This is a genomic window from Enterobacter wuhouensis, from assembly GCF_004331265.1.
GTDB lineage: Bacteria > Pseudomonadota > Gammaproteobacteria > Enterobacterales > Enterobacteriaceae > Enterobacter > Enterobacter wuhouensis.
In genome coordinates, this window is record NZ_SJOO01000004.1 from 291022 (window position 1) to 305989 (window position 14968).

Below are 14968 nucleotides of genomic sequence, written 5' to 3' on the forward strand. Positions count from 1 at the left end.
CATGGGTAAATTAGCGTTAGCGGCAAAAATCACGCACGTTCCGTCGATGTACCTCTCCGAGCTGCCGGGGAAAAACCACGGCTGCCGCCAGTCGGCCATCGACGGGCATAAAGAGATCAGCAAGCGCTGCCGCGAGCTGGGCGTGGACACCATCATCGTGTTCGACACCCACTGGCTGGTGAACAGCGCGTACCACATCAACTGTGCGGACCATTTTGCGGGCGTCTACACCAGCAACGAGCTGCCGCACTTTATCCGCGACATGACCTACGACTACGACGGCAACCCGGAACTCGGCCAGCTGATCGCCGACGAAGCGGTGAAGCTCGGCGTGCGCGCCAAAGCGCACAACATCCCCAGCCTCAAGCTGGAGTACGGCACGCTGGTGCCGATGCGCTACATGAACGCGGATAAGCACTTCAAGGTGATCTCCATCTCGGCGTTCTGCACGGTTCACGACTTTGCCGACAGCCGCAGGCTGGGCGAGGCCATCGTCAGCGCTATCGAAAAATACGACGGCACCGTGGCGGTGCTCGCCAGCGGCTCGCTGTCGCACCGCTTTATCGACGACCAGCGCGCCGAGGAAGGGATGAACAGCTACACCCGCGAATTCGACCGTCAGATGGACGAGCGCGTGGTGAAGCTGTGGCGCGAAGGCCAGTTTAAGGAGTTTTGCAGCATGCTGCCGGAGTACGCCGACTACTGCTACGGCGAGGGCAACATGCACGACACGGTGATGCTGCTGGGGATGCTCGGCTGGGACCAGTACGACGGCAAGGTGGAGTTCCTCACCGAGCTGTTCGCCAGCTCCGGCACCGGCCAGGTTAACGCCGTTTTCCCGCTGCCCGCGTAAGGAGCCACCGTGCCGCACTTTATTGCTGAATGTACCAACAACATCCGCGAGCAGGCCGACCTGCCGGGGCTGTTCGCCAAAGTCAACGAGGCGCTCGCCGCGACGGGCATCTTCCCCATCGGCGGTATCCGCAGCCGCGCCCACTGGCTGGACACCTGGCAGATGGCCGACGGCAGGCACGATTACGCCTTTGTGCATATGACGCTGAAGATTGGTGCCGGGCGCAGCCTGGAGAGCCGCGAGGCCGTGGGGGAGATGCTGTTTGCGCTGATCAAAACGCACTTCGCGGAGCTGATGGAGAGCCGCTATCTGGCGCTCTCTTTCGCCATGGAAGAACTTGATCCGACGCTGAACTACAAACAAAACAACGTGCACGCATTGTTTAAGTAATACCGCACGGACTGTCCCCTCTCCCCTTGGGAGAGGGTTAGGGTGAGGGGAAATCTCTGCGGCCTGATGCCCTCACCCCGCCCCTCTCCCACGGGGAGAGGGAGAAAAAAACATAAAACAGGATATCGCCATGCTCGACAAACATACCCATACCCTGATCGCCCACCGTCTGCATCAGGCGGAACAGTCCCGGGAGCAGATCCGCGCGATCTCGCTGGAGTACCCGGAGATCACCATTGAAGACGCCTACGCCGTCCAGCGCGAATGGGTGAGCCTGAAGATCGCCGAAGGCCGCGTGCTGAAGGGCCACAAGATCGGCCTCACCTCCAAAGCGATGCAGGCCAGCTCGCAGATAAGCGAGCCGGACTACGGCGCGCTGCTGGACGACATGTTCTTCCACGACGGCAGCGATATTCCCGTCGATCGCTTTATCGTTCCGCGCATCGAAGTGGAGCTGGCCTTCGTGCTGGCGAAGCCGCTGCGCGGCCCGAACTGCACGATCTTCGACGTCTACAACGCCACGGACTACGTCATCCCCGCGCTGGAGCTGATCGACGCCCGCTGCCACAACGTTGACCCGGAAACCCAGCGCCCGCGCAAGGTGTTCGACACAATTTCCGATAACGCCGCCAACGCGGGGGTGATCCTCGGCGGTCGTCCGATTAAGCCCGACGCGCTGGATCTGCGCTGGATCTCCGCCCTGCTCTACCGCAACGGCGTGATCGAAGAGACCGGCGTTGCCGCAGGGGTGCTCAACCATCCGGCGAACGGCGTGGCGTGGCTGGCGAACAAGCTGGCACCCTACGACGTGCAGCTTGAGCCGGGGCAGATCATTCTCGGCGGCTCCTTTACCCGCCCGGTGCCCGCCAGCAGAGGCGACACCTTCCACGTCGACTACGGCAGCATGGGCTCCATCAGCTGCCGCTTTGTTTAGGAGAGGACCATGCAAAACGCATTCAAAGCGGCGCTGAAGGCGGGCCGTCCGCAAATCGGTTTATGGCTGGGGCTGACCAGCAGCTACAGCGCCGAGCTGCTGGCCGGGGCGGGCTTCGACTGGCTGCTGATCGACGGCGAGCACGCGCCGAACAGCGTGCAGACCGTCTTAACCCAATTACAGGCCATCGCGCCTTATCCCAGCCAGCCGGTGGTACGCCCGTCGTGGAACGACCCGGTGCAGATCAAACAGCTGCTGGACGTGGGGGCGCAAACCCTGCTGGTGCCGATGGTGCAAAACGCCGACGAAGCGCGGCTGGCGGTACGTTCCACCCGCTACCCGCCCGCGGGCATTCGCGGCGTCGGCAGCGCCCTGGCGCGCGCCTCGCGCTGGAACCGCATTCCGGACTACCTCCAGCAGGCCAACGACGCCATGTGCGTGCTGGTGCAAATTGAAACCCGCGAAGCGCTAAAAAACCTGCCGCAGATCCTGGACGTGGAAGGCGTCGACGGCGTGTTTATCGGCCCGGCGGATCTGAGCGCCGACATGGGCTTTGCCGGCAACCCGCAGCACCCGGAAATCCAGGCCGCCATCGAGCAGGCGATCGCGCAGATCCTTAGCGCCGGTAAAGCGCCCGGCATCCTGATGGCGAACGAGCCGCTGGCAAAACGCTACCTTGAACTCGGCGCGCTGTTTGTCGCCGTCGGCGTCGACACCACCCTGCTCGCCCGCGGCGCGGAAGCGCTGGCGGCACGTTTTATCGAAAAACCGGTTACGTCAGTGAATAACAATAAATCCGTCTACTAATCGTAAGATCTGGAGCGCAGCATGACGACCTCTACCCTGCAAGATAATAAAGCTGTAGAACATCGCGTTATCAACAAGCTGTTCCGTCGTTTGATCGTCTTTCTCTTCATCCTGTTTGTCTTTTCGTTTCTCGATCGCATCAACATCGGCTTTGCCGGGCTGACGATGGGCAAAGATCTGGGCCTGACGTCGACCATGTTTGGCCTGGCCGCGACGCTATTTTACGTCACCTACGTGCTGTGCGGGATCCCGAGCAACATCATGCTGGCGAAGATCGGCGCGCGGCGCTGGATCGCCGGGATCATGGTGGTGTGGGGCATCGCCTCCACCTGCACCATGTTCGCCACCAGCCCGCACACGCTCTATGTTTTACGCATGCTGGTGGGCATTGCCGAAGCGGGCTTCCTGCCGGGGATTTTGGTCTACCTCACCTGGTGGTTCCCGGCCTATCACCGCGCCCGCGCCAACGCGCTGTTTATGATCGCCATGCCGGTGACCATGATGCTCGGCTCGATCCTCTCCGGGTACATTCTGGCGATGGACGGGCTGTGGAACCTGAAGGGCTGGCAGTGGCTGTTCCTGCTGGAGGGGCTGCCGTCGGTGGTGCTCGGCGTGGTGACCTGGTTTTACCTCAACGACACGCCGGATCAGGCCACCTGGCTGGACGACGACGAAAAGCAGGCGCTGAAAACGATGATCGCCCGCGAGCAGGAGGTCGCCATTGCCCAATCCGTCACGCCGCGATCGACGCTGCGCGAAGTGCTGACCCCGGCGGTGCTGCTCTACACGCTGGCCTACTTCTGCCTGACCAACACGCTCAGCGCCATCAACATCTGGACGCCGCAGATCCTGCAAAGCTTCAATACGGGGAGCAGCAATATCGTCATCGGCCTGCTGGCGGCGATCCCGCAGTTTTGCACCATTCTCGGGATGATCTGGTGGAGCCGACGCTCCGACAGGCTGAAAGAGCGAAAAAAGCACACCATCCTGCCGTACCTGTTCGCCGCGGCGGGATGGATGCTGGCCTCGGCCACCGATCACAGCCTGATCCAGCTGCTTGGCATCATTATGGCCTCAACCGGATCCTTTACCGCCATGGCCATATTCTGGACCACGCCGGACCAGGTGATTAGCCTGCAGTCACGCGCGGTGGCGCTGGCGGTGATCAACGCCATCGGCAACGTCGGATCCGCCGTCAGCCCGTTGCTGATTGGGATCCTGCGCGACGCGACCGGCAGCTTCAGCTCCGGGCTGTGGTTCGTGGCCGGGCTGCTGGTGGTCGGCGCGCTGGTGCTGACGCGCATTCCGATGACGCAGCGGGATCAACAGAGGAACGAGCATGTGCCAGAGCCCCATCGCCAACATTGATATCCGCAAGGAGTACGACGAAAGTCTGGGCACCGACGATGTGCACTACCAGTCGTTCGCCCGCATGGCGGCCTTTTTTGGCCGCGACATGCAGGCGCATCGTCACGACCAGTATTTTCAGATGCACTTTCTCGATACCGGACAGATTGAACTCCAGCTCGACGATCACCGCTACTCGGTGCAGGCCCCGCTGTTCGTCCTCACGCCGCCGTCGGTGCCGCACGCGTTTATCACCGAATCCGACAGCGACGGGCACGTGCTGACGGTGCGCGAGGATCTGATCTGGCCGCTGCTGGAGGTACTCTACCCCGGCACGCGGGAAGCGTTTGGCCTGCCGGGGATCTGCCTCTCGCTGGCCGACAGGCCGGACGAGCTGGCGGCGCTGAAGCACTACTGGCAGCTGATTGCCCGGGAATCCACGGAGCAGCTGCCGGGGCGCGAGCACACGCTGGTCCTGCTGGCGCAGGCGGTCTTTACCCTGCTGCTGCGCAACGCGAAGCTCGACGACCACGCTTCCGGCGGCATGCGCGGCGAGCTGAAGCTGTTCCAGCGCTTTACCCAGCTGATAGATGCCCACTACCACCAGCACTGGACGGTGCCGGAATACGCCAGCGAGCTGCACCTGACCGAATCCCGCCTGACGGATATCTGCCGCCGCTTCGCCAACCGCCCGCCGAAGCGGCTGATCTTCGACCGCCAGCTGCGGGAAGCCAGGCGGCTGCTGCTCTTCTCCGACAGTGCGGTGAGCGAGATTGCCTGGCAGCTGGGGTTTAAGGATCCGGCCTATTTTGCCCGGTTTTTTAACCGCTTAGTGGGGTGCTCGCCGAGCGCGTATCGGGCGCAGAAAGTACCGGTGAAACCTTTCCCCTCACCCTAACCCTCTCCCCAAAGGGGAGAGGGAACGATTACACCCTCGCCCCTTTGGGGAGAGGGCCGGGGTGAGGGGACAACGATCACAAATCCCAATCCCGCCCGAAAAGTACCCGCCGTTGTCCCAATCGTCCCTTCACGTTACGCCCCTCGCAGGCTTCAATTAAAAAACAAAAACAAAACATAAATTTAACAATCCTATTCCGATACGAGGTCCCTATGAAGCCTGAAGATTTCCGCGCTGATGCCAAACGTCCGTTAACCGGCGAAGAGTATTTAAAGAGCCTGCAGGACGGTCGTGAGATTTATATCTACGGCGAGCGCGTCAAAGACGTCACCACCCATCCGGCGTTTCGCAACGCGGCGGCCTCCATCGCGCAGATGTACGACGCGCTGCACAAGCCGGACATGCAGGACACGCTGTGCTGGGGCACCGACACCGGCAGCGGCGGCTATACCCACAAGTTCTTCCGCGTGGCGAAAAGCGCCGACGACCTGCGCCAGCAGCGCGACGCCATCGCCGAGTGGTCGCGCCTGAGCTACGGCTGGATGGGCCGCACGCCGGACTACAAGGCCGCGTTCGGCTGCGCGCTCGGCGCTAACCCGGCCTTCTACGGCCAGTTCGAACAGAACGCCCGCAGCTGGTACACCCGCATTCAGGAAACCGGCCTGTACTTCAACCACGCCATCGTTAACCCGCCGATCGACCGCCACAAGCCGGCGGACGAGGTGAAAGACGTCTACATCAAGCTGGAGAAAGAGACCGACGCCGGGATCATCGTCAGCGGTGCGAAAGTGGTGGCAACCAACTCGGCGCTGACCCACTACAACATGATCGGCTTTGGCTCCGCGCAGGTGATGGGCGAAAACCCGGACTTTGCGCTGATGTTCGTCGCGCCGATGGATGCCGAAGGCGTGAAGCTGATCTCCCGCGCCTCTTACGAGATGGTGGCAGGCGCAACCGGATCCCCGTACGACTACCCGCTCTCCAGCCGCTTCGACGAGAACGACGCGATCCTGGTGATGGACCACGTGCTGATCCCCTGGGAAAACGTGCTGATCTACCGCGATTTCGACCGCTGCCGCCGCTGGACGATGGAGGGCGGCTTTGCGCGGATGTACCCGCTGCAGGCCTGCGTGCGCCTGGCGGTGAAGCTCGACTTCATCACCGCCCTGCTGAAGAAATCCCTGGAGTGCACCGGCACCCTGGAGTTCCGCGGCGTGCAGGCGGATCTCGGGGAAGTGGTGGCCTGGCGCAACATGTTCTGGGCGCTGAGCGACTCCATGTGTTCCGAAGCCACGCCGTGGGTCAACGGCGCGTACCTGCCGGATCACGCCGCGCTGCAAACCTACCGCGTGATGGCCCCGATGGCCTACGCCAAGATCAAGAACATCATCGAGCGTAACGTGACGTCCGGTCTGATCTACCTGCCGTCCAGCGCCCGCGACCTGAACAACCCGCAGATCGACCAGTATCTGGCGAAGTACGTGCGCGGCTCGAACGGTATGGATCACGTCGAACGCATCAAGATTTTGAAACTGATGTGGGACGCCATCGGCAGCGAGTTTGGCGGCCGCCACGAGCTGTACGAAATCAACTACTCCGGCAGTCAGGATGAGATCCGCCTGCAGTGCCTGCGCCAGGCGCAAAGCTCCGGCAACATGGACAAAATGATGGCGATGGTCGACCGCTGCATGTCCGAGTACGACCAGCACGGCTGGACGGTAGCGCACCTGCACAACAACGCCGATATCAACATGCTCGACAAGCTGCTGAAATAGCGCAGCGGGAGGTTTCAATGCAATCAGATGAACAACGCCTGCGCTTTCGCGACGCGATGAGCAGCCTGTCTGCCGCAGTCAACATTGTCACCACCGAGGGCGAGGCCGGTCGATGCGGTATCACCGCCACCGCCGTCTGCTCGGTAACGGATACGCCGCCTTCGCTGATGGTCTGCATCAACGCCAACAGCGCCATGAATCCGGTCTTTCAGGGCAACGGCAGGCTGTGCGTGAACGTGCTGAACCACGAGCAGGAGATCATGGCCCGCCACTTCGCGGGGATGACCGGCATGGCCATGGAGGAGCGTTTTACCCTCTCCTGCTGGCAGAAAGGGCCGCTGGCGCAGCCGGTGCTGAAAGGCGCGCTGGCAAGCCTGGAGGGCGAGATAAGTCAGGTGCAGGCCATCGGCACGCATCTCGTCTATCTTGTTGAAATTAAAAACATCATCCTCAGTGAAGAGGGGCACGGCCTGATCTATTTTAAACGCCGTTTTCACCCGGTCGTCATGGAGATGGAGGCCGCGATTTAATCCCCCGGCGTAAAAAAACGCTAAGGTTTCCGCAAAAGTACGCCGTTAACTATCCATAAGATAAATTTTCCGGGGCGGCAGGCGCTTATCGCCAGCCGCCCCCTTAACGCTGGAAAGTCTTATGGCTCCTTCATCCCGTAGCCGCTCGGCTGAACGTCTGGTTGACATTATTATTGCCCTGCACCGCGACGGAAACGTTACTCGTAGCGATCTGATGCAAAAATTTGGCATTACCGAACGAACGGTGTACCGCGATTTACAGGCGCTCTCCCCGATTATCGAACACGACGGTAAAGGGCAGTATCAGCTGCTTCCGGCCTATCAGCAAAATCGCTGCACGCATTGTCCTGAGGTTAACGGCGAAGCCGCGCAAGAGTAGATTATCCTTAGTGATCTCAATCACATATTTCCCTCCGCTGGCGGCGAGCCTTAACCACTCGCCCTCGCTTTTGACCGCTCACACATCGCTTTCAACCACTCACCCATTTACCGTACTTTACGCGCGCGAAGATCTGGCACGATCCCCCCAGCATTAATCAATACCTCCTCACAACAAACCCTGACCCCTTTTTCTTACATAAAAAACCAGGTCTATTATGGATACTAAAAAACTACTGAAGCACGTGCCCTGGGCATTACTCGGGATCCTCGGCGCTTTCTGTCTGGCGGTTGTCGCATTACGCCGGGGCGAACACGTAAGCGCCCTGTGGATCGTGGTCGCGTCGGTTTCCGTCTACCTTGTGGCTTATCGCTACTACAGCCTGTACATCGCGCAGAAGGTCATGAAGCTCGACCCGACGCGCGCCACCCCGGCGGTCATTAACAATGACGGCCTGAACTACGTGCCAACCAACCGCTACGTGCTGTTTGGCCACCACTTTGCCGCTATCGCAGGCGCTGGCCCGCTGGTCGGCCCGGTGCTGGCCGCGCAGATGGGCTACCTGCCGGGTACCCTGTGGCTGCTCGCAGGCGTGGTGCTGGCGGGTGCGGTGCAGGACTTTATGGTGCTGTTTATCTCTTCCCGCCGTAACGGTGCCTCTCTGGGTGAGATGGTCAAAGAAGAGATGGGCCGCGTGCCGGGTACCATCGCGCTGTTCGGCTGCTTCCTGATTATGATCATCATCCTCGCGGTGCTGGCCCTGATCGTGGTGAAAGCGCTGGCCGAAAGCCCGTGGGGTGTCTTCACCGTCTGCTCAACCGTACCGATTGCGCTGTTCATGGGTATCTACATGCGCTTTATCCGTCCGGGCCGCGTGGGTGAAGTGTCGGTCATCGGTATCGTGCTGCTGGTTGCCTCCATCTACTTCGGCGGCGTGATTGCGCACGACCCGTACTGGGGCCCGGCGCTGACCTTCAAGGACACCACCATCACCTTCGCGCTGATTGGCTATGCGTTTATCTCCGCGCTGCTGCCGGTGTGGCTGATTCTGGCCCCGCGCGACTACCTGGCGACCTTCCTGAAAATCGGCGTTATCGTCGGTCTGGCTATCGGTATCCTGGTGATTAACCCGGATCTGAAAATGCCTGCGGTGACCCAGTACATCGACGGCACCGGCCCGCTGTGGAAAGGCGCGCTGTTCCCGTTCCTGTTTATCACCATCGCCTGCGGCGCGGTCTCCGGCTTCCACGCCCTGATTGCCTCCGGCACCACGCCTAAGCTGCTGGCGAACGAGAAAGACGCGCGTCTGATCGGCTACGGCGCAATGCTGATGGAGTCTTTCGTGGCGATCATGGCGCTGGTGGCAGCCTCCATCATCGAGCCGGGCCTGTACTTCGCGATGAACACCCCGCCTGCGGGCCTGGGCATCACCATGCCGAACCTGCACGAGATGGGCGGTGACAACGCGGCGCTGATTATGGCGCAGCTGAAGGACGCGAGCGCACACGCCGCGGCGACCGTCAGCTCCTGGGGCTTCGTGATTTCGCCTGAGCAGATCATGCAGACCGCGAAGGACATCGGCGAACCGTCCGTGCTGAACCGCGCAGGCGGTGCACCTACGCTGGCCGTCGGTATCGCACACGTGTTCCACAAAGTGCTGCCGTGGGCGGACATGGGCTTCTGGTACCACTTCGGTATTCTGTTCGAAGCGCTGTTCATCCTGACCGCGCTGGACGCCGGTACCCGTGCGGGCCGCTTCATGCTGCAAGATTTGCTCGGTAACTTCGTGCCGTTCCTGAAGAAAACTGATTCACTGGTCGCCGGTATTCTGGGTACTGCGGGCTGCGTCGGCCTGTGGGGCTACCTGCTGTATCAGGGCGTTGTTGACCCGCTGGGCGGCGTGAAGAGCCTGTGGCCGCTGTTCGGTATCTCTAACCAGATGCTCGCAGCCGTTGCTCTGGTGCTCGGTACCGTGGTCCTCGTGAAGATGAAACGCACCAAATACATCTGGGTAACGGTTGTTCCTGCGCTGTGGCTGCTGCTCTGCACCACCTGGGCGCTTGGCCTGAAGCTGTTCAGCGCCAACCCGCAGCTGGAAGGCTTCTTCTTCATGGCTAACCAGTACAAAGAGAAGATTGCCGCAGGCGGCGCGGATCTGACCGCGCAGCAGATTGCCAACATGAACCATATCGTGGTGAACAACTACACCAACGCGGGTCTGAGCATTCTGTTCCTGGTGGTGGTGTACAGCATCATCTTCTACGGCATCAAAACCTGGATGAACGTGCGCAACGCCGACGGGCGTACGGATAAAGAAACCCCGTACGTGCCGGTGCCGGAAGGCGGCGTGAAGACCTCTTCTCACCATTAATTCACAAACATCCCCTCACCCTAACCCTCTCCCCAAAAGGGAGAGGGGACGATTCCACCCTCTCCCCTTTGGGGAGAGGGCCGGGGTGAGGGGTGCTTTTTTGTCTGGAACCCACAATGTTTGGTAACTTAGGCGAAGCAAAAAAATACCTCGGTCAGGCGGCGAAAATGCTGATTGGCATTCCGGACTATGACAACTACGTTGAGCATATGAAGACCAACCATCCGGATAAGCCGTACATGACCTACACCGAATTCTTCCGCGAGCGTCAGGAAGCGCGCTACGGCGGAAGTGGAGAAGGCGGCGTCCGCTGCTGCTAAAGGAGAGACCATGACCCCGATTGCCGTTACCCTGCTGACCGGTTTTCTCGGCGCAGGCAAAACCACCCTGCTGCGCCATATCCTGAATGAACAGCACGGCTTCAAAATCGCCGTCATCGAAAACGAGTTCGGCGAAGTCTCCGTTGACGATCAATTAATCGGCGACCGCGCTACGCAGATCAAAACCCTCACCAACGGCTGCATCTGCTGCACCCGCTCTAACGAATTAGAAGACGCCCTGCTGGACCTGCTCGACAGCCGCGATCGCGGCGAGATCGACTTTGACCGTCTGGTGATTGAGTGCACCGGCATGGCCGACCCCGGCCCGATTATTCAAACCTTTTTCTCTCACGAGATCCTCTGCCAGCGCTACCTGCTGGACGGCGTGATTGCTCTGGTAGACGCGGTACACGCCGACGAGCAGATGAACCAGTTCACCATCGCCCAGTCTCAGGTGGGCTACGCCGACCGCATCCTGCTCACCAAAACCGACGTGGCCGGTGAGAGCGAAAAACTTCGCGAGCGCCTGACGCGCATTAACGCGCGCGCGCCGATTTACACCGTGACGCACGGCGATATCGATCTGTCTCAGCTGTTCAACACCAGCGGCTTTATGCTGGAAGAGAACGTCACCGCGAAACCGCGCTTTCACTTTATGGCGGATAAGCAAAACGACGTGGCGTCGATTGTGGTGGATCTGGACTACCCGGTGGACATCAGCGAGGTATCGCGCGTGATGGAGAACCTGCTGCTGTCGTTTGCCGACAGGCTGTTGCGCTACAAGGGCATGCTGTGGATCGACGGCGAGCCAAACCGCCTGCTGTTCCAGGGCGTGCAGCGCCTGTACAGCGCCGACTGGGACAGGCCGTGGGGCGATGAAACACCACGCAGCGTGATGGTGTTTATTGGTTTAGAACTGCCGGAAGAGGAAATTCGGGCGGCGTTTGCGGGGTTACGTAAATAGCGGCATGTCCCGTTAACCCCCACACTGAGGAAAAGGGTTAACGGGAACGTTTAGAAAGTTCGGCACTGCGTATAAATTAAACATAAAAATGTAAACTTAGGTATTTATCCATTTCAACAGAAACATTTTTGGAAATTATTAGAAATACAATTAATGCGTTTCAAATCACTATTCCTTCCCCCGTTCAGCGTCCGTTTAGATAAAAATTAAACTCAATCTAAACATAAAAGCATTACGTATTGACGTCATGTTGCTCCAACCCCGCCATAACAATCAAAAGCAAAATCATTAACAAAATCAGCATAAAACCGCGACCACCGTCACATTTGCAGTCATAAACATCGCTTGTTAAGGTGTCCTCAGATTAATTTGATGACGAGGAAATACTCATGAAAAAGCTCAACGTTCTTATCCTTTCCGCTCTGACCGTAGTTTCTGGCTCCGCACTGGCAGTGGGCGGCAGCATTGAGCAGGGTAAAAACTTTACTAACCTGAACGTGGAAATGGGTAAATCCTCTTCCGGTCTGTACACCGAAGGTAACTGGCTCAAAAACACCGATGACGGCACCCAGACCGGTGGCGTTGGCGCAGGTTACAACCTGGAAGTGGGCCCGGTGATGCTGAACGCAGGCGCTAAAGCTATCTACATCGGCCCTAAAAAAGGCGATAACGGCGTGGCGTTCCCAATCGGTGGCGGCGTGAACGTGGCCCTGACCGACAGCATTAACGTCTTCGGCGAAGGCTATGTTGCACCAGACGGCCTGAACAACAGCGTGAAAAACTACGTTGAAGCGAACGGCGGCGTAAGCTGGTCACCAATCAAACCGGTTACGCTGAAAGTGGGCTACCGCCACGTGAGCGTTGACGGCAAAGACGGTCGTCCAAACCACACCCTGATTGACGGCGCATACTTCGGTGGCGGCGTAAGCTTCTAAGCCAGTATTTCGCCCGGCGGCGCTACGCACGGGCCTACAGTGAACAGTGCAATCTGCTGATACTGTTGCACATTGTAGGCCGGGTAAGCGCAGCGCCACCCGGCAAGAAAGGGTCATGGAAACCTGCCAACCGGCAGGTTTTTTTACTTCTTACTGACGCACGACCACCAGCTTCTGGTTCACAAACTCTTTGATTCCCAGATCCGACAGCTCGCGCCCGTAGCCGGAGCGCTTGACGCCGCCAAACGGCAGCTCCGCAGCGGTATCGGTCAGCCAGTTGATGTAGACCATGCCGGTCTCAATGCGCGACGCTATTTTCTTCGCCCGCTCGATATCCTGGCTGAACACCGCGCCGCCCAGGCCGTAGTGGGAATCGTTAGCCAGCGCGACCGCTTCGTCATCGCTTTTCACCACGTAAACCTGCGCGACCGGACCGAAGAACTCCTCGAAGTACGCCGGGTTATCGCGCGAGATATGCGTTAGGATCGTCGGCTCAAAGAAGCTGCCGTCACGCTGAACCGGCTTGCCGCCATGGTGCAGCTTCGCGCCATTTTTCACCGCCTCGTTAACCTGCTTAGTCAGCGTCTCGAGCGCATCTTTGGACGACAGCGGCCCCAGCGTGGTGGTTTCATCCAGCGGATCGCCAATTTTCACCTGCTTAAACGCCTCGGTGAATTTACTCAGGAATGCGTCTGCGATCTTCTCGTGCAGGATATAGCGCTTCGCCGCCGTACAAACCTGCCCGGCGTTGTTGAGCCGCGCGTTAACACCGATCTTCACGGCTTTATCCAGGTCGGCATCGTCCAGCACCACGAACACGTCGTTACCGCCCAGTTCAAGCGTAGATTTCTTGATGTGCTTCGCGGCCTGCGCCGCGACCACGCTGCCCGCTTTTTCGGAACCGGTCAGCGCCGCCCCCTGCACGCGATCGTCGGCAATAATATTCGCCACCTGATCGGAGGAGATAAACAGGTTGGTCCACGCCCCTTCCGGCGCGCCCGCCTCGCGCACCAGGTGCGCAAAGGTTTCGGCACAGTGCGGCACGATGCTGGCGTGCTTGGCAATTACCGGGTTCCCCGCCGCCAGGTTCGGCGCGAGCACGCGCATCAGCTGATAGTAAGGGAAGTTCCACGGCTCGACGGCCATCAGCACGCCGATAGGATGGTGCTCAACCCAGGCTTCACCGAGTTCAGATTCGTATTTCACCGGCGCCAGGAACTGCTTCGCGTTGTCAGCGTAATAGCGGGCGATCTGCGCGCACAGTTTTACCTCGCCACGGCTCTGCTCGATGAGCTTACCCATCTCCTGACTGGCGATTTTCGCCAGATCCTCCACGCGCTCGTCGATCAGGTCGGCGAGCTTATGCAGCACCGGCAGGCGCTGGTTAATGTCGCCTTTCGCCCAGTCCGAATGGTAAAGCGCATCGGCCGCCTTGAGCGCCGCTTCGATATCCGCATCGGTATGTGAGGGGTATTCTTTGATGAGCTGGTTAGTGGCAGGATTTACTGTCTGATAAGCCATGTCGAATCTCCTTAATTTACCGCTTAGGGTATTAAGGGTAGTCACTCTGACTGGCTATGGACGTAAAGTTGGGTATATCCAGACGGTTCTTAGCGAGACGCTGTCGGGATACCCGCCGGGATGGTATAAAAAACGTAGCTCATAAAAGGATACCCTATGCCCGATACCCGCCTCGTTCGTCAGACGTTCAACCGCGTGCCCGGCCTCGAACTGCGCAGCACGTGGCAGAGCACGCAGGCGTATAAGCGTCATAGCCATGCGCAAGTGTCGATCGGCGCGATTATGGAGGGGAGTACGCGGTGCGTGTGCGGTGGGCAGGAATATCTGCTGACGCCGGGCGACATCATTGCGATCCCCGCGCACGTCCCGCACAGCTGTAACCCGGTGGCCGGGCAGCCCCGCAGCTACCATATGCTCTACATCGACACTGACCTTCCCCTCGGGCAGCAGGTCATTCGTAACGCATCACTCTTTAAGCGCTATCTGGATGTTGTTGAAAACATGTCATCAAAGGCGTTGAACGCGTTGCTGTCAGCAATTCCTTCGAACGGAGAAGACAGGCAGAGACTACGTCCAACCAGCCAGCAGCTGCAGCAGGCGATTTTGCAGGATCTTGCCGCGCCGCCCACGCTGGACGCCCTGGCCCGGCAATTTTCCCTGCGTAAAGAGACGCTGATCCGCACCTTCAAGCAGGACACCGGGCTAACGCCAGGGCGTTTCCTCAACGTCTCCCGCGTGGAATATGCCAAAGCGCGCCTGCGTGCCGGAGATGAGATCGCCGACGTCGGCTACCAGAGCGGGTTTGCCGACCAGAGCCATTTCCACAAAACCTTTGTGAGCTACACCGCAGCCACGCCCCGCCAGTACGCGACCGGCCGATCAATATCAGACAATAAATAGGTTCTGAAACACCGTAACCTGACCTCCGTTTTTATTCAGAGGTC

General features: G+C 59.5%; 15 protein-coding genes. 14 read left to right on the top strand and 1 reads right to left on the bottom strand.

Features of this window, described 5'->3' with window-relative positions:
• The first annotated feature begins 1 nt into the window (after window position 1).
• From hpaD to E0L20_RS11520, 13 genes are all read left to right on the top strand, one after another.
• Window positions 2-853: a 3,4-dihydroxyphenylacetate 2,3-dioxygenase gene (gene hpaD, locus E0L20_RS11460; protein WP_121424955.1), complete on the top strand. Its 852-nt coding sequence runs from the start codon at window positions 2-4 to the stop codon at window positions 851-853.
• Window positions 854-862: 9 nt separating this feature from the next.
• Window positions 863-1243, top strand: a complete 381-nt coding sequence (locus tag E0L20_RS11465; RefSeq protein WP_131634071.1) for a 5-carboxymethyl-2-hydroxymuconate Delta-isomerase — start codon at window positions 863-865, stop codon at window positions 1241-1243.
• A gap of 130 nt (window positions 1244-1373) precedes the next feature.
• The gene (gene hpaH / locus E0L20_RS11470; protein WP_108417166.1) at window positions 1374-2177 is read left to right on the top strand and encodes a 2-oxo-hept-4-ene-1,7-dioate hydratase; all 804 of its coding nucleotides are present in this window, start codon (window positions 1374-1376) and stop codon (window positions 2175-2177) included.
• A gap of 9 nt (window positions 2178-2186) precedes the next feature.
• Window positions 2187-2984, top strand: coding sequence for a 4-hydroxy-2-oxoheptanedioate aldolase (gene hpaI / locus E0L20_RS11475; protein WP_131634072.1), 798 nt, complete (start codon window positions 2187-2189; stop codon window positions 2982-2984).
• 21 nt (window positions 2985-3005) lie between these two features.
• Window positions 3006-4352 (top strand): 4-hydroxyphenylacetate permease, encoded by a 1347-nt coding sequence (gene hpaX / locus E0L20_RS11480; protein ID WP_131634073.1) that lies wholly within the window; start codon window positions 3006-3008, stop codon window positions 4350-4352.
• A complete protein-coding gene (hpaA, locus tag E0L20_RS11485; protein ID WP_131634074.1) occupies window positions 4324-5229 on the top strand; it encodes a 4-hydroxyphenylacetate catabolism regulatory protein HpaA in 906 nt (301 codons plus the stop codon). The genes hpaX and hpaA overlap by 29 nt, the downstream gene beginning before the upstream one ends.
• Window positions 5230-5441: 212 nt before the next feature.
• The gene (hpaB, locus tag E0L20_RS11490) at window positions 5442-7004 is read left to right on the top strand and encodes a 4-hydroxyphenylacetate 3-monooxygenase, oxygenase component (RefSeq protein ID WP_131634075.1); all 1563 of its coding nucleotides are present in this window, start codon (window positions 5442-5444) and stop codon (window positions 7002-7004) included.
• Window positions 7005-7021: 17 nt separating this feature from the next.
• On the top strand, window positions 7022-7534 hold the full coding sequence (locus E0L20_RS11495) for a 4-hydroxyphenylacetate 3-monooxygenase reductase subunit (RefSeq protein WP_131634076.1): 513 nt from the start codon (window positions 7022-7024) through the stop codon (window positions 7532-7534).
• 121 nt (window positions 7535-7655) lie between these two features.
• Window positions 7656-7913: an HTH domain-containing protein gene (locus tag E0L20_RS11500; RefSeq protein WP_131634077.1), complete on the top strand. Its 258-nt coding sequence runs from the start codon at window positions 7656-7658 to the stop codon at window positions 7911-7913.
• 217 nt (window positions 7914-8130) lie between these two features.
• Entirely contained in the window at window positions 8131-10284 is a 2154-nt protein-coding gene (locus tag E0L20_RS11505) for a carbon starvation CstA family protein (RefSeq protein WP_131634078.1), read from the top strand.
• A 116-nt stretch (window positions 10285-10400) separates the two neighbouring features.
• A complete protein-coding gene (locus E0L20_RS11510) occupies window positions 10401-10604 on the top strand; it encodes a YbdD/YjiX family protein (protein WP_003856610.1) in 204 nt (67 codons plus the stop codon).
• 10 nt (window positions 10605-10614) lie between these two features.
• Window positions 10615-11568 (top strand): GTPase, encoded by a 954-nt coding sequence (gene yjiA, locus E0L20_RS11515; RefSeq protein ID WP_131634079.1) that lies wholly within the window; start codon window positions 10615-10617, stop codon window positions 11566-11568.
• A 389-nt stretch (window positions 11569-11957) separates the two neighbouring features.
• Window positions 11958-12503 (top strand): YfaZ family outer membrane protein, encoded by a 546-nt coding sequence (locus tag E0L20_RS11520; protein WP_131634080.1) that lies wholly within the window; start codon window positions 11958-11960, stop codon window positions 12501-12503.
• A gap of 150 nt (window positions 12504-12653) precedes the next feature.
• Here E0L20_RS11520 and E0L20_RS11525 read toward each other — a convergent pair whose 3' ends face one another.
• Entirely contained in the window at window positions 12654-14024 is a 1371-nt protein-coding gene (locus E0L20_RS11525; RefSeq protein ID WP_131634081.1) for an NAD-dependent succinate-semialdehyde dehydrogenase, read from the bottom strand.
• Window positions 14025-14180: 156 nt separating this feature from the next.
• On the opposite strand from E0L20_RS11525, the gene E0L20_RS11530 reads away from it, so the two are divergent.
• A complete protein-coding gene (locus tag E0L20_RS11530) occupies window positions 14181-14924 on the top strand; it encodes an AraC family transcriptional regulator (RefSeq protein ID WP_131634082.1) in 744 nt (247 codons plus the stop codon).
• Window positions 14925-14968 lie beyond the last annotated feature (44 nt).